Raw genomic sequence first — 21,396 nt, 5'->3', positions numbered from 1 at the left:
GTGTTTTGTCCCCAAGTCACCCCGGCTAGGGTGCCTGCGTGACGCCTATCTTCCGTCTGTGCGACGACTACATCACCAGGTCGGCCGCGCTCGACCCGGTCAGCGCCGTTTACCAGGGCCTCTCCGGCGACTTCGGCGTGGCCACGGACTACAGCCCCGACGGCCATGCCGCCCGCGAGGAGCTCACCCGCTCCACGCTCGCCGAGCTCGCCACGCTCGAACCCACCTCGGAGGCCGACCGGGCCGCCGCCGACCACCTGCGCGAACGGCTCGAGGCGCAGGCCGCCTACTACGCCATCGGCGAGCCGTACCGCGAGCTGAGCGCCCCCTTCGGCCTGATCGCGAGCCTGCGTGACAGCATCGACCTGCTCCCGCGGAGCGGCGACGACGCCTGGCGCAAGGTCGCCGCCCACCTGGCGGCCCTGCCCGAGCAGCTCGCCGGCTGGCGCACGACGCTCTCCGCCGGGCTGGACAGGGGCCTGCCCGTCGCCCGCAGGCAGGCGCTCGGCGTCGCCGACCAGGCCGACAAGTACGTGGGCACGCACGACGAGCTCGTCGCCGGCTACGGGGACGGCCCGGTGGCGCAGGAGCTCGGGCGGGCCGCTGCCGCCGCCCACCAGGCCTACGCCGAGACCGCCCGCTACCTGCGCGAGCAGTACGCGCCGCGGGCCGCCGAGGCCGACGGCGTCGGGCCCGAGCGGTACGCCGTCGCCATGCGCGACATGCTCGGCGACGACGTCGACCCCCACGACGCCTACGCCTGGGGCTGGGCCGAGCTGGAGCGCATCGAGGGCGAGATGGCCGTGGAGTCGGCGGCGATCCTGCCGGGCGCGAGCCTCGACGAGGTCTCCGCCCACCTCGACGCCACCCAGTTCGTGGCCGGTCCCGAGGCCTACCTGGCCTGGCTGCGCGAGCAGCACGACCGTGCCATCGAGCAGCTCGACGGGGTGCTGTTCGACATCCCCGAGCAGTTGCGGACCGTGGACGTCGTGCTGAACCCCGGCTCGACCGCCGGCTCGCCGTACTACACCTCGCCCAGCGAGGACCTGTCGCGCCCCGGCCGTACCTGGTGGCCGCTGGGCGGTCGGGAGAAGTTCGCCACCTGGAGCGACCTGACCACCGTCTTCCACGAGGGCGTGCCAGGCCACCACCTGCAGCTCGGCGCGGTCGCCGTGGCGGGGGAGAAGCTCTCGCGCTTCTCGCGCTTCTCCTGGATCAGCGGCCACGGCGAGGGCTGGGCGCTGTACGCAGAACGGCTGGGCGACGAGCTGGGCTGGTTCAGCGCCCCCGGTACCCGGCTCGGCATGCTGGCCGCCCAGGCGTTGCGCGCGGCGCGCGTCGTCATCGACATCGGTGTGCACCTGGACCTGCCGCTGCCCGACGGCTCCCGCTGGACCTTCGAGAAGGCCTGCGCCGTGCTGCGCGAGCGCGGCAGGGCCGAGGCGCACACCGTGCACGCCGAGGTGCTGAGGTACTTCGGCTGGCCCGCCCAGGCCATCACCTACAAGCTGGGCGAGCGGGCCTGGCTGGAGGCCCGCGCCGAGGCGCAGGCCAAGCCGGGCTTCGACCTCAAGGCGTGGCACACCGCCGCGCTCGACCTGGGGCCCCTCGGCCTCGGCACCCTCAAGCAGGCACTAGCGCGCCTCTGAGTCCTGGCCGTCCAGCCATTCGCGGAAGCCCGGTCCCGCGAGCGTGGCGTGCGGACCGGGCAGGAACGCGCCGTCGGCGGCGAGTGCGGCATCGGGCATGCCGGAGCCGTCGACGGCGACGACCTCGACGCCTCGGCGTGCCCCGAGAAGCCGGCCCGCCTCGGACAGGAGCTCCGTGCGGGGTCCGGCGATCTCGGGGACGGGCGCTCCGTGGGCCGGGCCGACGGGGTCGAGGGCCAGGTCGACCAGGGCCTCGGCCACCGTACGGCAGGCCACGAGCTGGCTGGGAAGCGCCGGCAGGTAGGCCACCTGGCCCTGCTGCCAGTCCAGGAGGCTGCCGACGAACTCGTGGAACTGCGCCGCCCGCAGGATTCTGACGGGAAGCGGACCGGCCAGGAGGACCTCCTCGTGCACCTTCTTGGCGGCGAGGAACCCGGCGGTGGCCTTGTCGGCGCCGATGATGGACGCCATGGCGATCAGGGTGACCCCCGCCTCCTGTCCCGCCGCGTGCAGGGTGCGGGCCGAGGTGCGGAAGAACGCCGTGGCGGCCTCCTCGTCGGAGGAGTGCCAGGAGGCGACGTCGATGACGATCTCCGCCCCGGTGAGGGCCTCGGCCAGGCCCTCGCCGGTGATGATGTCCACGCCGGTGGCGCGGGACATCCGTACGACCACGTGTCCCCGCTCGGTCAGGACATCGACGACGTGGCGGCCGAGGCGGCCGGTCGCTCCGGCCACTGCGATCTTGCTCATGCGGGTGCCTTCCTAGTCGGTGTAGTTCTGGCCGGGCGGCATGCCGGGGATCGGTTTGGCGATCAGCGCGGCGGGGGTGAAGAAACCGATGTGGGCGATGGCCATGACGAGGGCCCACATCGCCCGGTCGTCGTAGTGCGCGCTCGCCCTGGCGTACAGATCGTCGCCGACCCGCTCTCCGGACGGGTTCGGGGTGAGGACCGCCTCCACGAGTTCGAAGGCGATCCGTTCCCCAGGGGTGAAGCAGGTGGCGTCGTGCCAGGTGGCCACGGCGGTGATACGTTCCTCCGGCTCCCCGGCGGTGCGCAGGTTGCCGGTCTCGCGGACGGTGAAGTAGGTGCTGCCGAGGAGCTGACCGGCACGCAGTTGCAGCAGGTGGACGGTCGCCGGAGGGATCGGGCCGTCCGTGATGGTCCGGTGCATCGCTCCGGCGACCTCGGCCAGTTCGGGGAGGAAGGGGAGGGGATTGGGCATGCGCGATTTCATGACCAGGAGATCCCGGCGGTCCGCTCGTTGTGACAGCGGGGACGGTGTGACATGGACCACCGCCCGGATGCGTCACAGAGCGCCGACGACCGGGATCGTATGGACATGAGCCATACCGAGGCGTTCGTCGCGCACCGCAACCTGCTGTTCACCCTCGCCTACGAGATGCTCGGCTCGGCTGCCGACGCCGAGGACGTGCTGCAGGAGACCTGGCTGCGATGGGCGGGCGTCGACCTGGGCCTGGTGCTGGACCAGCGCGCGTACCTGATGAGGATCACCACCAGGCAGGCGCTGAAGCGGCTGCGTACGCTGGGCCGCCGCAAGGAGTCGTACGTCGGGCCGTGGCTGCCCGAGCCGCTGCTGACCGCGCCGGACGTGGCCGACGACGTCGAGCTGGCCGACAACGTCTCGATGGCCATGTTGCTGGTCATGGAGACGCTCGGCCCCACGGAGCGGGCGGTGTTCGTGCTGCGCGAGGTGTTCGCCCTGGACTACGAGGAGATCGCCGGGGCCGTCGGCAAGAGCGCGGCCGCGGTGCGCCAGATCGCCCACCGGGCACGCTCACACGTCTCCGCGCGCCGCCCGCGCGCAGCGGGCTCGCCCGCCGAACATCGGGCCGCGCTCCGGGCCTTCCAGCGCGCGGTCGAGACCGGGGACGTGCAGGGGCTGCTCGACGTCCTCGCACCCGACGTGGTCGCATTGAGCGACGGCGGCGGGGTCAGGCACGCCCTGCTGCGGCCCGTGGTGGGGGTCGAGAACGTGGCGCGCCTGCTGGCCGTCGGGTGGTGGCGGCACGAAGCCCGCAGGTCGGTCGAGCCGGTCCAGATCAACGGCGGTCCCGGGCTGCTCGTGCGGGTCGACGGCGAGATCGACGGCGTGGTCGCGGTGCGTGTGGAGAACGGCCTGGTCACCGGGGCCTATCACGTGCGCAATCCCGAGAAGTTGTCGCGCGTGGAGCGGGAGACCGCCGTGACCCGCTGAGCTCAGGCACTCAGTCCGGTCAGCAGCGCCGACACCGCCGATCCGGCGAAGCTCGCGGGCTCCGTCGGCAGCTCCACGAGCAGGCTGTGGTCGGCCCGCTGGTAGCACGCGCCCATCAGCAGCGCCGCGGCTCCGTCGCAGTCGGCGTCGGCGCGGATGCGGCCCGCCGCCTGCTGGGCGCGCAGGATCCCGGCCAGCACCGCGATCGGGATGTGCGGGCCCGCCTGCCGTACGGCCAGCATGGCGCGGAAGGCGCCGAGCAGCGCGGGATCGGTCAGCAGCCCGGAGGCGATCGGGGCTGCCTGCCGGTAGAACTCCACGGCGGATTCTGCGAAGGCGGTGAGGGCCTCGGCCAGCGGGCGCTCGTCGAGGTCGGAGCGCAGCCGGTCGAGTGCGTGGGCCAGGCCGGGCATGACTTCGAGGATCACCGCGAGGAAGAGCTCCTCCTTGCCGGTGAAGTGTTTGTAGATCAGCGCCTCCGAGCAGCCCGCCGAGGCGGCGATGCGCTTGGTGGTGGCGCCGGAGACGCCGTGCGCGGCGATCACCTCGACGGCCGCGGTGAGGATGCGGGCGCGGGTGCCGGCTTGACGCGTGGTGGTCACTTACTCACTATAGTGGTGAGTGAGCACTTACTAACCCACGGGAGGGCAACGATGAGACTCACCGTCTTCGGAGCGACGGGACAGACCGGCAAGCTGTTCGTCCGCCGCGCTCTCGCCGAAGGTCACGTGGTCACGGCCGTGGTCCGCCGGCCGGAGGCCGTCACCGAGGACCATCCGGGACTGACGGTCGTCAAGGGAGACGTCTTCGAACCGCTGAAGATCGAGCGCGACACCGACGCCGTGGTCTTCCTGGCCGGGCCGACGGGCTCCGGGCCGCACCTGGTCTACTCTCGCGGCGTGCCGAACGTGCTCCGGGCCATGGCCGACGCGGGCGTCGACCGCCTCGTGGCGGTGAGCACCGCGACGGAGTACTGCAAGAACGACAGCCTCCGGCAGCATGCCGTCAAGTTCCTGCTCCAGCGCACGTTCCTGCGCCAGCCGTTCCAGGAGAGCACCCGGCTGACGGCGCTGCTGTCACGCTCGCCCGAGGCGTGGACGCTGGTGCGCCCGCCCCGGCTGCTCGACCAGCCCGCACGGGGCTACCGCACGGCGATGGGCGACGGGGTGCGCAACGGGTTCAGCATCGGGCGCGAGGATCTGGCCGACGCCGTGCTGCGCGTGCTGCCCGACCCGGCCACCCACCGGCGTGTCGTCGACGTGGCGTACTGACAGCCCAGATGCAACCTCCAGGCCTCCACATCCGAAAGAATGAACTAGTGGAGGGGAGTGCGGTGGACGAACCCGGATACGGCATCGGCGCCGTTTCCCGGCTGCTCGGCGTGCCGGCGGCGACCCTGCGCACCTGGAACCTGCGCTACGGCATCGGGCCGAGCAGGCGCAGCGAGGGCGGGCACCGTCGCTACGACCAGAACGACCTGAGGCGCCTGGCCGAGATGAACCGGCTGATCAACGCCGGGCTGCCGGCGGCGGAGGCGGCGCGTGCGGCGCTGGAGCTGCGCACCCTCCCGCCGCCACCGAAGCAACCGCAGAAGCCGCCATCGGAACCGATCGCCGACGTCGCTCCTTCGTCACCCGTGCCGACCGTCGCGATGCTCGCCAGGGCCGCGGCGCGCCTTGACAGCCGCGCCCTCGACCCCGCCCTCGACGCGGCGTTCACCAGGCACGGGGTGGCGTGGACCTGGGAACACCTGGTGCGCCCCGTCTTCGCCGCGATCGTCTCCAGGCAGGTCCAGACCGGCACGGGCGTCGAGATCGAGCACCTGTTCTCCGACCGGGTGGTGGCAGCCCTCCACCCCCTGATCGAGAGGCGCGGCGACTCCCGCCCGGTCCTGCTGGCCTGCGCCGAGGACGAGCAGCACAGCCTGCCGCTCTACGCGCTGGCGGCCGTGCTCGCCAGCGAGTCGGGCGTCGACACCCGTGTGCTCGGCGCCCGGACCCCGTACTCCGCCCTGGCCGACGCGATGCGCGCGGTCCGGCCGCCGGTGCTGTTCGTCTGGTCGCAGCTGGAGGCGACCGGCGACCCCGCCCCGCTGGCGGCGCTGCCTTCGCTCCGGCCGCCGTGCACGATCATCGCCGGCGGACCCGGCTGGTGGCCGGAGCAGCGCCGGGTCGCCTCGCTCGGCGAGGCGGTCGCCGCCGTCATCCAGGCACTCAGCGCAACACGGGCACCTTCTCACCCAGCTCGTTGACCCCCGCGAGCCTGGGCGTGCGCCCGGTGGTCCTGGTGACCAGCCGGCCGTCCGACTCCCGGCCGTCGAGCGAGATCTCCACCACGCGCCTGCTGCCCCCTGCCACGAAGTACCTCTTGCCCGAGGGGGCCTTCCAGCTCACCCCGGCGACCACGTCGCGGCGCAGCCTGCTGCAGTCCCAGCCGCCGGGGCGCGAGGCGGTGACGGTGGAGGTGACCCGGCCCTTGCGGGTGCCGAGCAGGACTCCCTGCACCGAACTGCCGCCGCCGGTGTCGGCCAGCCGCAGGCAGATCCAGCGCCCGTCGACGCCCTCGGGCAGCGCGCCGGCCCAGAACTCCCACGCCATGGCCGACTCGATCTCCCCCGCGGGCCGCTTGACCGCGCAGCCCAGCGCCTTCCAGGCGCTGAAGCCCTGGGGCAGGGAGTCGAGCTCGTGCGGGCCGTACCTGTTGATCTCGGCGGGGGGAGGCGGCTGGTAGTAGGCGTTGGCGAGCGTCAGGCGGCCGAAGTCGATCATCGTGTACGGCATGCCGTGCGCGATCTCCGGCGCCCGCAGCCGCAGGACCGGCCCCTGCCAGCACCTCCCGCTCCCCGCCGCGGCCACCCGCTCGGTCACCCCGTCCCTGATCTTCAGCGCCCGCCATCGCGGCGCAGCGCCGGACAGGGAGGCGACGGAGGCCTCGCGCACCCACGGCGGCAGCAGATAACGGTCGTCGCTGAGCTTCAGCGGGCTGGTGCCGTCGGGCTTGGTGCGCGGGGCGGCGAAGACCTCCAGCTTGTCGGCCCCCTCGGCCGAGGTGAAGCGTGCCACCTGGCCGGGGCGGGCCAGCAGCACCACCCGGGCCTGGTCGATCTGCCCGGCGAAGACCAGCTGGACCCGGCCGGGACCCCAGGCCCGCTGCGCCCGCCGGATGAGGTCCTCGTCGCCGACCAGCGATCCGCGCGGCGCCCACGTGGTCAGGTCCAGCTCGGTGCCCGCCCGCCAGGACCCGGCGCGTGCGCGCGCCACGGTGTCCTGGGCGGGCACGTTGGCGACCACCGGGCGGTCGACGTCGAGCTGCTGCACCACCACGACCGCCGTGCACGCGGTCAGGGCGGCGATGCCCAGGAGCCGCAGGCGGTACAGCGGGCGGCCGTAGATGCGCGCCAGCGTCGGGTCGACCGCGGGTCGCCGCATGGCTCGGCCTTCCAGGGTGAGCCGCTTCTCCAGCTCGCGCACCTCGCGGACGGCGGCGACCGGGTCGGTGACGCCCGCGCCCGCCAGGATCTCGACCGCCTGCCCAGAGGGGCGGTTCTCCAGCATCGTCAACGCGTAGGCGGCACGTCCGGGGGCCGACAGGGTGTTCAGCTCCCTGGTGAACTCCAGGTCGGCCGCGCTGATCACGGCGGGCATCGCCTCGACCGGGCTGAGCCGTCCCGTCCACGGCATGAGCCTGACGCGCAGGGCCCGGCGCAGGAACACGCGGCGCAGCTCGAGCTCGTCCTGCGGTCCCACTCGTGACAACACGGCCGCGGCCAGCCGATGCGCCCACACCAGCCGCCGGTCCTCGCCCGCCTCCGGCGGCAGGGTCAGGTAGCCGAGCCAGACCAGCTCGCGGTACGGCTGGGCCAGGATCCGGTTGCCCCTAATCGACCGGCGCATCATGCCTCGCTTTGTGTAGCCGTTTGATCGCATTTTGTGACCATGACGGTACGGCAGGCATGACGGTCGTAGGGCTGATACGAGAGAAAAGGAGATTAGTCCCTTTTCGAGGGGACCCCTTTCCCTGGCCGGCGCGAAGGAACAGGCAGGAAGAAAGGGGAGAGATCATGGGAATCTGGTTCATCGTCCTGCTGGCCATCGGAACCCTGATCGTCACCGGGATGTCCGTCAGCCTCGTGAAGATCGTTCGCACCCAGCTCAGGGAGGGCGAGCTGCGGATGCGCGTCCGCTGACCCAGGGGGGAGGGGGGCTGCGTCAGGCGGGCACGTGGTTGCGCAGACGCAGCTCACCGGGGTAGGGGTCGAAGTAGGTCTGCTCCTCGACGTAGACGGCCGCGTCGCCGTGCGCGTGGTGGCGCAGCAGCGTCACCGGCACGCTGAGCGGCACCTGGCCCGACCGGTAGGAGCCGATGACCGCGAGCAGGTCCGCCCGCCGTACCGGATCGAGGTCCAGCATGCCGAGGCAGTGCTGCAGCACGTTGACGTTGCGCCCGGCGGTGGCGCGGCGCGCCAGCGCCCGGCGGAACAGATCCGCGTACTCCGCGGATAGCTCAGCGCGCGGGCGAACGCCCGCCTCGGCCACGACGCGGCCCGCCTCCCGGTACAACGCCGGGTCGTGCGCGAGGATCTGCATCTTGTGCCGGGCGTGGAAGGCGACCAGGTCGCGGGGACGCCATGGCCCGGCCAGCAGCTCGCGCAGCCGAGCGTGGGCGAAGACCCGCTCGACGAACGACTCGCGCAGGACCGCGTCGTTGAGCCGTCCTTCGTCCTCGACCGGCAGCAGCGGATGCGAGCGCATGATCACACCCGAGAACACTCCGGTGTTGCGCCGGTCGATCGCGGGGCCCTCCGGCCGGTAGCGCGGGATGCCGTGCACGCCGCAGCTGGGGCTCTTGGCCTTGAACACGTAGCCGTCGACGTCGAGTCCGGCCGCGCGGCGCTCGGCGAGCTCGGTCATCGGCCCGGTCAGGTCGGTGCGAGTCTTGCGTGTCATCAGCCGGGTGTCGTCGCCGGTGGTCTCCAGACGCAGCGTCTCGCGCGGCGTGCCCAGCCCGGCCTCCATCTCCGGGCAGATCGGCACCCAGTCGACGTGGTCGCCGAGCGCGCCCGACAGGAACCGGTCGCGGCTGTGGCCGCCGTTGAACCTGACCGGCTCGCCCAGCAGGCAGCTGGAGACGGCGATCCTGGGCCTGGTCATGCCGCCGCCAGGAGGGTGTGCAGCCGGTGCAGGCCGCGTGCCGTACGGGCCTTGACGGTGCCCAGGGGCACCTTCAGGCGCTCGGCGATCTCGCGCTGGCTGAGGTCGGCGAAGTAGGCCAGCTCGATGGCCTGCCGCTGCGCGTCGGGCAGCTCGGCCAGCGCGCGGCTCAGCTCGTCGCGGTCGGCCACCCCGTCGCCGTCGCTGACGGCCGGATCGGGCACGGCCTCCAGGGAGACGGTGGCCGGGCGGCGCGCGCGCAGGAAGTCGACGGCGCGCTTGTGCGCGATGCCCAGCAGCCAGGCCTCCAGGCTGCGGGCGGCGTCGTACCGCTCGCGCGAGCGCCATGCCTCGGTGAAGACCACCTGCGTCACGTCGTCGATGTCCTGCGGCGGCACCAGCCTGCGCAGATACGACCGGACCAGCGCGGCGTGCGTGCGGTAGCACTCGGCGAGCTGTTCCATCGGGATCGCCCCCTCATGAGATAACCTCTTCAAAACTTATTCAACCCTGAGATGAGTGAGCTCGCAACCAAGAGGGCGGAAAGCAAAAAGGAAGGGACCGCCGAAGCGGCCCCTTCCTCCGGGAATCAGGTCAGCGCAGCTCGCGCTTGAGGATCTTGCCGCTGGCGGTCATCGGGAACGACTCGCGGAACTCCACCTGGCGCGGGTACTTGTAGGCCGCCATGTTCTCCCTGGCCCAGGCGATGAGCTCCTCCTCGGAGACCGAGACGCCCGCGGCCGGGATGACGTAGGCCTTGATCTCCTCGCCGTGCGAGTCGTGCGGCACGCCCACGACGGCGGCCAGCGAAACCGCCGGGTGCGTCATGAGCACCTCTTCGAGCTCGCGCGGGTAGACGTTGAAGCCACCCCGGATGATCATGTCCTTGGCGCGGTCGATGATGTAGTAGTAGCCCTCGTCGTCGCGGGTGGCGATGTCACCGGTGCGGAACCAGCCGTCGTTCATCACCTCGGCGGTGGCCTCGGGCCGCTTGTAGTAGCCCTTCATGATGTTGTGGCCGCGGATGGCGATCTCGCCGGGTCCCTCGCCCTCGACGGTCTGCCAGTCGGCGTCGACGAGCTTCATCTCCACACCCCAGATCGGGAAGCCGATCGAACCGGGCTTGGTGGGCCGCTCGAGCTGGTTGAAGCTGGCCACCGGCGAGGTCTCCGACAGGCCGTAGCCCTCCAGGATGCCGAAGCCGAAGGTCTTCTCCCAGTCCTTGAGCACCTCGACGGGGGAGGCGGCGCCGCCCGCGACGGCCACGCGCAGCTCCTTGGGAGCCTCGACGCCCTCAGCGTGGATCTTGGTGAGCAGGCCCCAGTACATCGTCGGCACGCCCGCGAAGAGCGTGACGCCCTCCTTGTGCATGAGCCCGAGCGCCTCGCCGGGCTCGAAGCGCGGCATCAGCACCAGGGAGGCGCGGCGGCGGAAACCGGCGTTGAGCATGACGGTCAGGCCGAAGATGTGGAAGAGCGGCAGCACGGTCAGGTAGACGTCGCCGCCCTCGGTGCGCGGGAACATCTCGTCGCTGACCATGGCGTTGATCAGGAGGTTCTGGTGGGTCAGCTCGGCGCCCTTGGGCTGGCCGGTGGTGCCCGAGGTGTAGATGATCACCGCGGTGTCGTCGGGGGAGGTCTGCACCGTCTCGAACTCGCCCGACATGCCGCCCAGGGCCGCCCAGAACGTCTCGCCCAGCGCCGACTCGGTGGCCAGCGGGGTGGCGGGCAGCACGATGAAGTGCTCGCAGCCCGGCACCTCCTCGAACCCGGCCTTGCCGCGCTCGCCCAGCGGCAGCTCGGGAGTGCCCTCGAAGGCGAACAGCACCTTGGCGTCGCTGTCGGTCAGGTGGTAGGCGATCTCGCGCGGCTGCAGGAGCACGTTCAGCGGCACCACGGTCGCGCCCACCTTCAGCGCGCCGAAGTAGACGAAGGGGAAGTAGGGCACGTTCGGGCTCATCACCGCGACCTTGTCGCCCTTGCCCACACCGCGCGACACCAGCAGGTTGGCGACCTGGTTGGCAACGGTGTTGACCATCGAGTACGGCAGGCGCATGTCGCCGAAGACCAGCGCGGCGCGGTCAGGGGCGTTGCGTGCGCTGTCTTCCAGGACGATCGACAGGTTGAGCATGGAGGGAGCCTTTCCGCTGGTAGTGCTTCGGAGCACATTTTCGCAGCCAGCCATACTGACCGGTAGGTAACAAAGGTCACGAAAGCGTATGGACGTCTTGCCTGTCTGGGCGTATGCAAGTAGCTAGTTACCGCCTCCGGGAGGAAGTCATGGAGTACGACTACGTGATCGTCGGAGCGGGCTCGGCGGGGTGCGTCCTGGCCAACAGGCTAACCGCCGATCCGGATGTCTCGGTGGCGCTGGTCGAAGCCGGCGGTCAGGACGACAAGCTGGAGATACGCATCCCGGCGGGCTTCCCCAAGCTCTTCAAGACCCCCTACGACTGGAACTTCACCACCGCCAAGCAGGCCGAGATGGAGGGGCGCGAGCTGTACTGGCCCCGCGGGCGCACCCTGGGCGGCTCCTCCTCCCTGAACGCCCAGATGTGGGTGCGCGGCCACCGCCTCGACTACGACCAGTGGGACATCCCCGGCTGGGGCTACGACGAGGTCCTGCCGTACTTCCAGAAGGCCGAGCGCCGCGTCGGCAGCAACCACGGCGGGGTGTACGGCGAGGCGGGCCCCCTCTACATCTCCGAGCAGCGCAGCCCCAACGTCATGACCGGGGCGTTCCTGCGCGCCTGCGAGGAGATGGGCTTCAAGCGCCTGGCCGAGCTGAACGAACCCTCCAACGAGGGCTACTGCCAGACACCCGTTACCCAGAACCGCGGCAGGCGGTGGAGCGCCGCCGACGCCTACCTGCGTCCCGCGCTCAAGCGGCCCAACCTGACGGTCATCACCGACACCACGGTCGAACGCGTCGTCTTCGAAGGCACCAGGGCCGTCGGCATCGAGCACGGCGGAGGCGCCCAGATCAGGGCCAGGCGCGAGGTGCTGCTGGCGGCGGGAGCCATCGGCTCGCCGCATCTGCTGCTGCGCAGCGGCGTCGGCGCCGCCGACGAACTGCGCGAGGAAGGCGTCGAGGTGCTCCTCGACCGCCCGGAGGTCGGACGCAACCTGCAAGACCACCTGGCCAGCGGCGTCACGCTCACCACCCCGGCGCCGGTCTCGATCGCCTTCGCCGACTCCCTCGTCAACCTGCTGCGCTACATCGTCATGCGCACCGGGCCCTTCACGACCAACGTCGGCGAGGCCGTCGCCTTCATCCGCACCACGCCCGCCGAGCCCGCGCCCGACATCGAGCTGATCTTCGCGCCGGGCCCGTTCGTCAACCACGGCCTGGACAAGCCGCACTCCCACGGCATGACCGTCGGCGTGATCCTGCTCCAGCCCGAGAGCCGCGGCCGCGTCTCGCTGGCCGGGCGCGAGGCGACGATCGACCCCGCCTACCTGAGCAGCCCCGCCGACGTGCAGCGGCTCGTCGCCGGGCTCAAGGTCGCCAAGCAGGTGATGGCCACCACGGCCATGCAGCCCTACGCCGGCGAGCCGTACGAGCCCTACTGGGGTCCGGAGAGCGACGCCGAACTCGCGCAGTGGGTGCGGGAGAAGGGCGAGACCCTCTACCACCCGGTCGGCACCTGCCGCATGGGCACCGACCCCGAAGCCGTCGTCGACCCCGAGCTGAAGGTGCGCGGGCTGGAGGGGCTGCGGGTCATCGACGCCTCGATCATGCCGACCCTCAACCGCGGGCACACCCACGCGCCCGCCATCATGATCGGCGAGAAGGGCGCGGACCTGGTGAAGGGAACGTGATGCCCGACATCTCCGAGATCCCGTTCTGGGGGCTGCCCCAGCACGAGCGCATGGCCGCCTTCCGCGAGATGCGCCAGCTGGAGCGGCCCGTGTTCGTGCGGGAGAACCACGTGCCCTTCATCGGGGGCGGGCCGGGCTACTACGCGCTCGTACGGCACGCCGACGTCACCGAGGCCAGCCGCAACGCCGGGATCTTCAGCAGCGAGCCGTGCTCCAACAGCATCCCCGACATGCCCAGATGGCTGGCCGTCTACTTCGGCTCGATGATCAACATGGACGATCCGCGGCACGCCAGGCTGCGGCGCATCGTCTCGCGCGCCTTCACCCCCCGCGTCCTGTCGAAGATGGAGGAGGACCTGGCGCTCGCCGCCTCCGAGATCGTCGACGAGGCGCTGCGCGCCGGACCAGGCGACTTCGTGCGGCAGGTCGCCGCCCGGCTGCCGGTGCGGGTGATCTGCGACATGATGGGCATCCCCGCCAGACATCACGACACCGTGCTGCGCCGTACGAACGTCATCCTCGGCAACGCCGACAAGGAGTACACCGGGATCGACCCCGACTTCAGCCGCCTCAACGTCGGCAGGGGCCTGGTGAAGCTGCTGCACGCGGGCCACTCGCTCAACCGCATGGCGGCCAGGCTCGGCGCCCAGCGCCGCAGGCAGCCCACGGGAGACCTGGTCTCCCTCCTCGTCAACGGCGAGGAGTCGCTCACGCCGCAGGAGCTCGGCTCGTTCTTCATCCTGCTCGTCGTGGCCGGGAGCGAGACCACCCGCAACGCCATCGCCTACGGGCTCAAACTGCTCACCGACCACCCCGAGCAGCGGCAACTGCTCGCCGACGACTTCGACAAGCACATCGGGCGGGCGTGCGAGGAGATCGTGCGCTACGCCACCCCGGTGATCCAGTTCCGGCGCACGCTCACCCGGGACCACGGCATCTACAAGAAGGGCGACAAGGTCCTGCTGTTCTACAACTCGGCCAACCGGGACGAGAGCGTCTTCAAGGACCCCGACGTCTTCGACATCACCCGCGACCCCAACCCCCACGTGGGATTCGGCGGGCCGGGACCGCACTACTGCCTGGGCGCGCACCTGGCCCGCCGGGAGATGACGGTGATGTTCCGCGAACTGCTCACCCGCATGCCGGACATCAGGTCGGTGGGGGAGCCGGATTTCCTGCTGTCGAACTTCATCAACGGGGTGAAGCACCTACGGTATGAGTGGTGACCTCGGACAAATCCCGCGAAATCCAGGAATGGGCGCTCCGGAACATCGACCCCGCTAGGGAGCCGGGACGTCCCGGCCCCCCTCTCGACGAGCGGATGGCCGAGCTCCCTCCGGCCTGGCACGGTGTGGGCTTCGCTCGTGACCACCTCGTCCGCATCACCAACCCGTTCCAGGAACCAGCCTCGACACCAGCGATGCCCCCGGGCCTGGCCGCCGCCGTCCCGGACTGCGTCGTCATCCGCACCCTGCGCGCCACGGGCCCCGTCAACCTGTGGGCCGACTGGCAGCAGGACCCATGGCAGCTGCGCCGCAGTGCCTGGCCGGAGAGCGAGGAGCTCGAGTTCGTCACCACCACGGGCATCATGCGGCCGCTGGGCGCCGAGTTCGAACTGAACCTCACCTTCCAAGGTGCGGGCCGCTACGCCCTGCGGGTCTACGGGCGCCAGCGGCCCCGGACCGACCAGGAGGGCTACTTCCTGCACATCCGCCCGATCACCCTTGGGGCTGCGGCGCTCGGCTGACCCGCAGGGCGACCGGCAGCAGGGCGCCGGTGAACGACAGGCCTGCTGCCACGACCAGGGCGAGCGTGATCGACGTGCCGTACGGCAGCGCCAGCAGCGCCACCCCGAACGCCGTCCCCACCTGCTTGGCCGTGTTGACCACCCCCGTGGCCAGCCCCAGCCGGTCCGGCGGTGCGAGCAGGCCGACCTGGTTGGCCACCACGTTCCCCGCGCCGAGCCCGAGCCCCGACAGGAACAGGCCTGGCATGATCGACGTCCAGCCCGCCGGGATGGCCATGACCAGCAGCGCGACCGCGATGAGGGCCGGGCCTGTGGCGATCAGCAGCCACATCGGCCACCGGTGCAGCACCCGCCCGATCGCGATGGGCCCGATGACGGCGGCCGCGCTGAAGGCCAGGAACCGCAACCCCGCCTCCATGGCGCTGGCGTGCAGCGGGCCCTGGACGTAGAGGGCGAGGTAGGTGGCCGCGCCGAGGAGGGCGGCCATGATGAGGAACGTGCTGGCCGTACCCACGGCGAAGGTGCGGGCGGAGAACAGCCGTACGGTGTCGCGGTCGAGCCAGGCGAATCCGGCCAGCGCCACCACTCCGATGGCCAGCAGCCACCACAGGCCGTGGATGAGGGCGGGCACGATCGCGAAGAGCCCGGCGGCGAGCAGGAGCGTGCCCAGCGGGTTGATGCGTCCGGAGCCGAGCGACTCCGGCACCCTGGCGCGCAGCATGATGAGCACGAAGACGCCGATGGGCAGGTTGATCAGGAAGATCGCGCGCCAGTCGAACAGTGTGGTCAGCACCCCGCCCACCACCGGCCCGAGTGTCATGGCCAGGCCGGAGACGGCGCTGAAGATCCCCAGGGCCCTGCCGCGTTCCGGCCCGTCGGGGTAGACGGCGCCGATGAGCGGAGTCGTCGTGCCGTACAGCGCGGAGGCCCCCAGGCCCTGCAGGCCGCGGAAGAGGTCGAGCATGAGCGCGGAGCTCGACAGCGCGCAGCCGAGCGAGGCCAGGGTGAACACCGTCACGCCGGCGGCCAGGAGCCTGCGCCTGCCGTACCTGTCGGCCAGGATGCCCGCGGGCAGCAGTGCGACCGCGAGCGTGAGGGCGTAGGCGTCGACGACCCATTGGATCTGTTCCAGGCTGGCGTCGAGATCACGCCGGATGTCAGGCAGTGCGATGGTCACCGCCGTGAGGTCCACGACCACCAGGACGATGGTCAAGCAGGATAGAGCGAGAACCCATCCCCGTCGCATAAGCCTCATTTGTAGGCGTTGGAGACGCCTGATGCTAGGTTTCGGCGCTATGGAGATCAGGACAGTGCACGCGAACGGAGTGGAGTTCGCCTACCTCTCGTTAGGCGACGGCCCGCTCGCGCTCTGCTTGCACGGCTTTCCGGACACCGCGCACACCTGGCGGCATCTCATGCCAGAGCTGGCCGCGCGGGGATATCGCGCGGTGGCGCCGTTCATGCGGGGCTACGCGCCGACCGAGGTGCCCGTCGGTTTCGAGGTGGGCGCGCTGGTGGCCGACGTGCACGCGCTGCACGAGGAGCTCGGGGGCGACTCCGACGCGGTCCTGATCGGGCACGACTGGGGCGCGCTGGCCGTGTACGGCGCGGCGGACCGCTTCAGGCGCTCGGTGGCCATGGCCGCGCCTCCGCCCGCCGCCCTGGTGCCTGGATTCTTCAGCTACGCGCAGCTGAAGCGTTCCTTCTACGTCTTCCTCTTCCAGACCGGGCTCGCCGAGATCGCCGCGAGCCAGCCCGACTTCCTGCCGGGCATCTGGGCCGACTGGTCGCCCGGCTACGACGCCACGGCCGACCTGGAGTTCGTCAGGCGCAGCCTGGGCGAGCCCGCCAACCTCAAGGCCGCGCTGGAGTACTACCGCGCCAGGCTCGGCGCCGAGCCGCCCACGGGGCGTTTCACCGCCGAGCAGGCGGCCGCCGACGCGGGTCCCACGGCGCCGCTGCTCTACCTGCACGGTGAGCGCGACGGCTGCATGGGCGCCGAGCTGACGAAGGACATGAGCCTGCCGGAGGGTTCCCGCGTCGAGCTGCTGCCCGACGCGGGTCACTTCCTTCACCTCGAACGGCCCCGCGAGGTCAACGAGCTCGTCCTCGGCTGGATCTCGTAGATCGTCGGGTGACTGCCGGCCAGGCTGAGCGGCAGCGCCCTGACGGCACGCAGGCCGTACCTTTCGCGGAACGGCTCGTGCAGCAGCGCCACGATCCTGCCGCCTGGCGCGAGCACCCTGGCCAGCTCGCGCCACAGCCCGGCGATCAGGCCTTCGCCCGGCACCTGCCGGTTCCACGGCGGGTTGACCAGCACCCGGTCGACGCCGCCCGTGGCGACCGGCAGCCGCCCGGCGTCGGAGGCCAGCCAGGCGAGCGACGGCGCGTTGGACCTGGCGGCCGCGATCGACTCCTTGCGCAGGTCCAGGCCGAGGTAGCGGGCCCCGGGCCGGAGGGCGTGCGCTTCGATGAGTAGCGTGCCGGCCCCGCAGCACGGGTCGAGCACGACGCCGCGCGGCCCGGCCAGCCGCGCCATCGCCGCCGCGACCGGCGGGTGGAGCGAGCCGGGCACGGACCCGGTCTTGTACGGCCGGCGGTGCAACGGGCGCTCGCCGAGCCTGCGTGCGATGACGGCCTCGTCTCCCTCGATCGTCACCCGCCACGACGTGGTCCCCGGCGGCGGCCGGTGCCCTGACCGTCTGGAGTGGTAGGCGGGCGAGAGCCGCGTGCCGACGGCGTCCTCGACGTCGTAACGGTTGTAGGTGCGCCTGCCCAGGAAGGAGGCGGTGACATCGACGGCCTCGCCGCTCCTCAACGGAGCCGCGGCCTCGCCGAGCCTGGTGAGCGCCGTCCTGTGCGGTCCGACGTCGCGCACGACCGCCATGATCTCGAACAGGTCGTCGGCGATCCGCAGCCCGGGCGGCCTGGCCGCCTCGAACCAGACCTCCCTGTGACGCACCCTGGCGACCGGGGAGCCGATCTCCGCGCACGCCAGATCTTCCAGCCCCCGGATGGTCCGGGCCAGTAGGAACACGTGTTTTCTCCCACGCTGCGACCCGGGAGGGCAGGTAGCCCTCCCGCATCACCGGCAGCGGGCTGTGCCTCGGCTCGCCGGCGGTCGCCTAGCGTCGGAAGAAGAACGTCATGGGTCCACGGTAACGATGCCGTCCACCGGTTTTCGCTTGCCCGTTTCGTAAGTCTGGACTTACGGGGGCCGTTCTAGAATCCTGTTCGTATGAGCGTGATCGACTTCGATCTCTCCGCCGCGGAGTTCTGGGCGCTGCCCATGAACGACAGGGAAGAGGCCTTCCGCCGCCTGCGCGAGCTGGACAAACCCGCATTCTTCGAGGAGATGGAGATCTCCTTCGCCCCGCGCGGGCCCGGCTACCACGCGCTGGTACGGCACGCGGACATCCTGGAAGCCAGCCGCCACCCCGAGCTGTTCTGCTCGGGCGACGGCGGCGCGACCAACATCCCCGACATGCCGGCGGAGTTCACCGAGTACTTCGGCTCCATGATCAACATGGACGACCCCCGCCACGCCCGGCTGCGCCGCATCGTCTCCCGGGCCTTCACCCCGCGCATGATCAAGCAGTTCGAGGACGACGTGGCCCTGGCCGCCACCCGCATCGTCGACGACCTGATCGCCGCGGGACCCGGGGTCGACTTCGTCACCCAGGTCGCCGCCCGGCTGCCCCTGAAGATCATCTGCGACATGATGGGCATCCCCGAGCAGCACTACGGCTTCATCTTCGAGCGCTCCAACATCATCCTCGGCGGCTTCGACCCGGAGTACACCGACCTCGACAACGTCGCGGCCAACCTGCTCAACGCCGGCCTCGAACTCCAGCAGCTAGTCCAGGAGCTCGCCGCCGACCCGCCGCCCGGCCTCATCGCCTCGCTCACCAGCGCCAACATCGACGGCGAGCAGCTCACCCCGCAGGAGCTCGGGTCGTTCTTCATCCTGCTCGTGGTCGCCGGCAACGAGACCACCCGCAACGCCATCTCGTACGGCCTGCGCCTGCTCACCCGCAACCCCGAACAGCGCGCCCTGCTCCTGTCGGACCTCGACCGCCACCTGCCGGGCGCCGTCGAGGAGATCGTCCGCCTGGCCGCCCCGGTCAACTACATGCGCCGCAAGGTCACCCGCGACTGCGAGATGAACGGCAACCAGTACCGGGCGGGGGAGAAGGTGGTGCTCTTCTACTGGTCGGCCAACCGCGACGAGACCGTCTTCGCCGACTCCCTGGCGTTCGACATCACCCGCGACCCGAACCCCCACGTCGGCTTCGGAGGTCCGGGACCGCACTTCTGCCTGGGAGCCCACCTGGCCCGCAGGGAGATCACCGTCATGTTCCGCGAGCTGCTGACCCGGCTGCCGCAGATCGAGGGCGGCAGGCCGGACCGGCTGCATTCGAGCTTCATCAACGGCATCAAGCACATGGAGTGCACGTTCTGACCGGCTACGGTCAGCCGGCCGCCGTGAGCTTGATGCCGTTGTAGATCCGGTTGATGTCGGGCATCAGCGTCTCGGCGTCGCCCGGCACGGCCATGTAGACGATCGAGGGCAGGTCGCCGCCGGCCGGGATGGCCGCGGCGACGATCGTCGCCTTGAACTCGCCCGAGGTGAGCTCGTAGGCGATGAGCTGGCCGCCCACCCTCAGCTTCTGCCTGGCGATGGTGCGCACCGTGTTCGGCTGCGGGAAGAACCGCTTGCGGGCGTCGAGCACGACCCGCTTGATCACCGGCTCCAGGTTGTCGGGAGCGGTGTAGGCGGCCGAGAGCTTGGCGGGCAGCAGACCGGTCAGGATCTGGGCGAAGACCGGCTTGCCTGTCGCGTCGTTGCCCGTCTGGACGTACTGCCTCGTCGTGTAGCCGTACGTCGAGGGCACGACGGCGCGCTGGTCGAGCAGCCACTTGCCGCCCAGATGCGGCACGGTCAGGCCGGCGGCGGTGTCGGTCACGACGCCGAGCACCGGGGACTTGGCCCCCGGGTACGTCGGCAGGCGCGGCGTGGTGGTGTTGCCCTTGCCCGCCGCAGGGGTGCTCTTCGACGGCGCGGGCGTGTTGGCGGCCACCGCCGCGGACGGCGTCTCGCTGGCCAGCGGGCCGGCGAGGAAGGCCCACAGCAGGGCGGCGACCAGGCCGACGGCGACCGAGCCCGACAGGGCGTAGATCCAGATCGGCTTGCCGGGTTCGTCGTCGAGGGACTCGTGGTAGTCCTCGCCGCCGGCGAAGACGGCGTCCCACAGCTCCTGCTGCCGCTCGGGGGGCGGGGTTCGGGAGCCGCTGATCTGGCCCGCCGTGACGAACGGCTTGTCGGGGTCGGACGGGTCACGGCCCAGGTCGGCGCCCGGCCGCCCGTGGTCGGGCACCGGCGTCGGGAGGTGGCCGTGGGTCACGGTCTGCTCCATGGGGCCGCCGGCCGGGGCCTGGGGCTGGCCCAGGGGGCCGCTCTGGGTGATCGTGCGCTCCAGCGGGTCGCCCTGGGGAGGGTTCTGGTGGTACGGCGGAGCCGCGACGCCGTGCTGGTCGAGGGAGGAGGCGGCGACCGTGCGCTCCGGGTCGTGGTGGAGCGGGGCGGCGTCGTGCTGGGGGGTCCAGGGGGTCGACGGGTTCGGGGCCTGGGGCGGCCACGGGGCGTCGTTCTGGGGCGGCCACGGGGCGGACGGGGCGTCGTTCTGGGGGAGGCGGGCCGCCTGGGGGGCGTCGCTCTGCCAGGGCGGGGACGGGGGGATGTCGCCCTGGGGAGGCCAAGGCGACTGGGCGTCGTTCTGGGGCGGCCACGGCGTTGACGGAGCGTCCTTGCGCGGCCACGGCGCCGGGGTGGACAGGTTCGCCCACGCGGCCTCGGCGTTGTCGGCGGGCCTGGGCGGCTCGGCCCAGGCGGGAACGGGGTCCTGCTTGGGCGCCTCGGCGGGCGGCCACGAGCCGGACGCCGAGGGGGCGGAGGCCCACGGCGCACCCGGGTCGGCCGAGGGCGACGGCGACGGCGACGGCGACGGCGTCGACGTCGGCGAGGCGGAGGCCGCACCGGAGGCCCAGGGGGCGGCCTGATCGGCCGGAGCGGAGGCCCACGGCGTCGGCTGGGCGCCGCCCGCGGGCTGCGAGCCTCCCAGACCCGAGACCCCCGCAGCGGAAGCCCAGGGTGCGCCGGCGTCAGGCCCCGGAGTCGAGGCCCAGGCCGCGGCGCCGTCGGCGGCGGGGGTCCACGGGGCGGGCTGGTCGACCGCCGGGGTCGTCGTCCACGACCCTCCCGGCTGCTCGCCCGCCCCCGGGCCCGACGACCACGCGGCCGGGTCCTGGCGCGAGACCTCGGGCCACGACAGCGGCACCGCGTCCTGCTGCATGGTCATCTCCGCCCACGACTCCTGGCCGCCGGCCGGGTCGGGCTCCTGCCGGCCGCCTCGCGGGCCTGAGGCGCGTGAGGGCACCTCGGGCCACGAAAGGGGCACGTCCTGAGGGGGGAGTTCCGGCCAGGCCGGTGGGAGGTGGCCCCCGTCGGATTTGTCCACCGCCATCGCTGCCGTACCTCCCGAGTGATCGTCCGGCAATGCCGCGTTGGTCATGATCTCATGCGAAACCCCGGCATCCGCGGCAAAACGGGGGAAAATATCGTGAACCCGCAGGCCAGAGGGGTCGGTTGGCGGATCCTGCAAGGGCAGGTCGGCCTCCGACGCTCCGGGGTCATACGGCTGGGTCACGGCGACGAGAGTAATCTAAAGGGACAGAAGAGGTCACAACGGATACATCACCATCAGGTCTCACGGGACCCGATGACCCCATTGTGCCGGGCGGCCTCGATCGAG

At 71.5% G+C, this 21,396-nt stretch carries 20 protein-coding genes; 10 read left to right on the top strand and 10 right to left on the bottom strand.

Going from position 1 to position 21,396, the window contains the following annotated elements; all coding sequences use genetic code 11:
• The first annotated feature begins 38 nt into the window (after window positions 1-38).
• Entirely contained in the window at window positions 39-1,649 is a 1,611-nt protein-coding gene (locus HNR30_RS40625; protein ID WP_181615502.1) for a DUF885 domain-containing protein, read from the top strand.
• Here the strand turns inward: HNR30_RS40625 and HNR30_RS40620 are convergent.
• Together HNR30_RS40620 and HNR30_RS40615 are read right to left on the bottom strand one after the other, a co-directional pair.
• Window positions 1,635-2,399 carry an SDR family oxidoreductase gene (locus HNR30_RS40620; protein ID WP_181615501.1) on the bottom strand — a complete coding sequence of 255 codons (765 nt, stop codon included), beginning with the start codon at window positions 2,397-2,399 and terminating at the stop codon, window positions 1,635-1,637. The genes HNR30_RS40625 and HNR30_RS40620 overlap by 15 nt on opposite strands.
• 12 nt (window positions 2,400-2,411) lie before the next feature.
• Window positions 2,412-2,873, bottom strand: a complete 462-nt coding sequence (locus HNR30_RS40615; protein ID WP_181615500.1) for a carboxymuconolactone decarboxylase family protein — start codon at window positions 2,871-2,873, stop codon at window positions 2,412-2,414.
• Between the two features lie 117 nt (window positions 2,874-2,990).
• Here HNR30_RS40615 and HNR30_RS40610 point away from each other — a divergent pair, with 117 nt between their 5' ends.
• Complete coding sequence (locus HNR30_RS40610) at window positions 2,991-3,866, top strand: RNA polymerase sigma-70 factor (protein WP_246380131.1); 876 nt, start codon at window positions 2,991-2,993, stop codon at window positions 3,864-3,866.
• Window positions 3,867-3,868: 2 nt separating this feature from the next.
• Here the strand turns inward: HNR30_RS40610 and HNR30_RS50490 are convergent, their stop codons facing one another.
• Window positions 3,869-4,468 carry a TetR/AcrR family transcriptional regulator gene (locus tag HNR30_RS50490; RefSeq protein ID WP_181615498.1) on the bottom strand — a complete coding sequence of 200 codons (600 nt, stop codon included), beginning with the start codon at window positions 4,466-4,468 and terminating at the stop codon, window positions 3,869-3,871.
• A gap of 51 nt (window positions 4,469-4,519) precedes the next feature.
• On the opposite strand from HNR30_RS50490, the gene HNR30_RS40600 reads away from it, so the two are divergent.
• Window positions 4,520-5,137 (top strand): NAD(P)-dependent oxidoreductase, encoded by a 618-nt coding sequence (locus tag HNR30_RS40600; protein ID WP_181615497.1) that lies wholly within the window; start codon window positions 4,520-4,522, stop codon window positions 5,135-5,137.
• A gap of 62 nt (window positions 5,138-5,199) precedes the next feature.
• Window positions 5,200-6,117: a MerR family transcriptional regulator gene (locus tag HNR30_RS40595; protein WP_312895003.1), complete on the top strand. Its 918-nt coding sequence runs from the start codon at window positions 5,200-5,202 to the stop codon at window positions 6,115-6,117.
• On the opposite strand, the gene HNR30_RS40590 is transcribed toward HNR30_RS40595, so the two are convergent.
• Window positions 6,080-7,759: a hypothetical protein gene (locus tag HNR30_RS40590; RefSeq protein WP_181615495.1), complete on the bottom strand. Its 1,680-nt coding sequence runs from the start codon at window positions 7,757-7,759 to the stop codon at window positions 6,080-6,082. The two genes, HNR30_RS40595 and HNR30_RS40590, sit on opposite strands and share 38 nt — an antisense overlap.
• A 167-nt stretch (window positions 7,760-7,926) precedes the next feature.
• On the opposite strand from HNR30_RS40590, the gene HNR30_RS49725 reads away from it, so the two are divergent.
• A complete protein-coding gene (locus HNR30_RS49725; protein WP_281389948.1) occupies window positions 7,927-8,052 on the top strand; it encodes a hypothetical protein in 126 nt (41 codons plus the stop codon).
• A gap of 22 nt (window positions 8,053-8,074) precedes the next feature.
• Here the strand turns inward: HNR30_RS49725 and HNR30_RS40585 are convergent, their stop codons facing one another.
• From HNR30_RS40585 to HNR30_RS40575, 3 genes are all read right to left on the bottom strand, one after another.
• Entirely contained in the window at window positions 8,075-9,016 is a 942-nt protein-coding gene (locus HNR30_RS40585) for a YbgA family protein (RefSeq protein ID WP_181615494.1), read from the bottom strand.
• Window positions 9,013-9,480 (bottom strand): RNA polymerase sigma factor, encoded by a 468-nt coding sequence (locus tag HNR30_RS40580; RefSeq protein ID WP_181615493.1) that lies wholly within the window; start codon window positions 9,478-9,480, stop codon window positions 9,013-9,015. The genes HNR30_RS40585 and HNR30_RS40580 overlap by 4 nt, the downstream gene beginning before the upstream one ends.
• A 130-nt stretch (window positions 9,481-9,610) precedes the next feature.
• Window positions 9,611-11,146, bottom strand: a complete 1,536-nt coding sequence (locus HNR30_RS40575; protein WP_181615492.1) for a long-chain-fatty-acid--CoA ligase — start codon at window positions 11,144-11,146, stop codon at window positions 9,611-9,613.
• 149 nt (window positions 11,147-11,295) lie between these two features.
• On the opposite strand from HNR30_RS40575, the gene HNR30_RS40570 reads away from it, so the two are divergent.
• From HNR30_RS40570 to HNR30_RS40560, 3 genes are read left to right on the top strand one after another with little or no spacing between them, the layout of a single operon-like run.
• Window positions 11,296-12,837, top strand: coding sequence for a GMC family oxidoreductase (locus HNR30_RS40570; protein WP_181615491.1), 1,542 nt, complete (start codon window positions 11,296-11,298; stop codon window positions 12,835-12,837).
• Window positions 12,837-14,063, top strand: coding sequence for a cytochrome P450 (locus HNR30_RS40565; protein ID WP_181615490.1), 1,227 nt, complete (start codon window positions 12,837-12,839; stop codon window positions 14,061-14,063). Before HNR30_RS40570 ends, HNR30_RS40565 begins: the two co-directional genes overlap by 1 nt.
• The gene (locus HNR30_RS40560) at window positions 14,060-14,584 is read left to right on the top strand and encodes a hypothetical protein (RefSeq protein WP_181615489.1); all 525 of its coding nucleotides are present in this window, start codon (window positions 14,060-14,062) and stop codon (window positions 14,582-14,584) included. The genes HNR30_RS40565 and HNR30_RS40560 overlap by 4 nt, the downstream gene beginning before the upstream one ends.
• On the opposite strand, the gene HNR30_RS40555 is transcribed toward HNR30_RS40560, so the two are convergent.
• Window positions 14,556-15,797 carry an MFS transporter gene (locus tag HNR30_RS40555; protein WP_181615488.1) on the bottom strand — a complete coding sequence of 414 codons (1,242 nt, stop codon included), beginning with the start codon at window positions 15,795-15,797 and terminating at the stop codon, window positions 14,556-14,558. The two genes, HNR30_RS40560 and HNR30_RS40555, sit on opposite strands and share 29 nt — an antisense overlap.
• Window positions 15,798-15,879: 82 nt before the next feature.
• On the opposite strand from HNR30_RS40555, the gene HNR30_RS40550 reads away from it, so the two are divergent.
• On the top strand, window positions 15,880-16,710 hold the full coding sequence (locus tag HNR30_RS40550; RefSeq protein ID WP_181615487.1) for an alpha/beta fold hydrolase: 831 nt from the start codon (window positions 15,880-15,882) through the stop codon (window positions 16,708-16,710).
• On the opposite strand, the gene HNR30_RS40545 is transcribed toward HNR30_RS40550, so the two are convergent.
• On the bottom strand, window positions 16,656-17,621 hold the full coding sequence (locus HNR30_RS40545; RefSeq protein WP_312895002.1) for a methyltransferase domain-containing protein: 966 nt from the start codon (window positions 17,619-17,621) through the stop codon (window positions 16,656-16,658). The two genes, HNR30_RS40550 and HNR30_RS40545, sit on opposite strands and share 55 nt — an antisense overlap.
• Window positions 17,622-17,822: 201 nt before the next feature.
• Between HNR30_RS40545 and HNR30_RS40540 the strand changes: the two genes are divergently transcribed.
• Window positions 17,823-19,046 carry a cytochrome P450 gene (locus HNR30_RS40540; RefSeq protein ID WP_181615486.1) on the top strand — a complete coding sequence of 408 codons (1,224 nt, stop codon included), beginning with the start codon at window positions 17,823-17,825 and terminating at the stop codon, window positions 19,044-19,046.
• Window positions 19,047-19,056: 10 nt separating this feature from the next.
• On the opposite strand, the gene HNR30_RS49720 is transcribed toward HNR30_RS40540, so the two are convergent.
• Window positions 19,057-21,042: a hypothetical protein gene (locus HNR30_RS49720; protein WP_181615485.1), complete on the bottom strand. Its 1,986-nt coding sequence runs from the start codon at window positions 21,040-21,042 to the stop codon at window positions 19,057-19,059.
• Between the last annotated feature and the right edge of the window lie 354 nt (window positions 21,043-21,396).

The organism is Nonomuraea soli, assembly GCF_013761175.1.
GTDB classification, from domain to species: Bacteria; Actinomycetota; Actinomycetes; order Streptosporangiales; family Streptosporangiaceae; genus Nonomuraea; species Nonomuraea soli.
The sequence above is the reverse complement of the archived record's forward strand: the minus strand, read 5'-3'. Positions and strand labels throughout refer to the sequence as shown.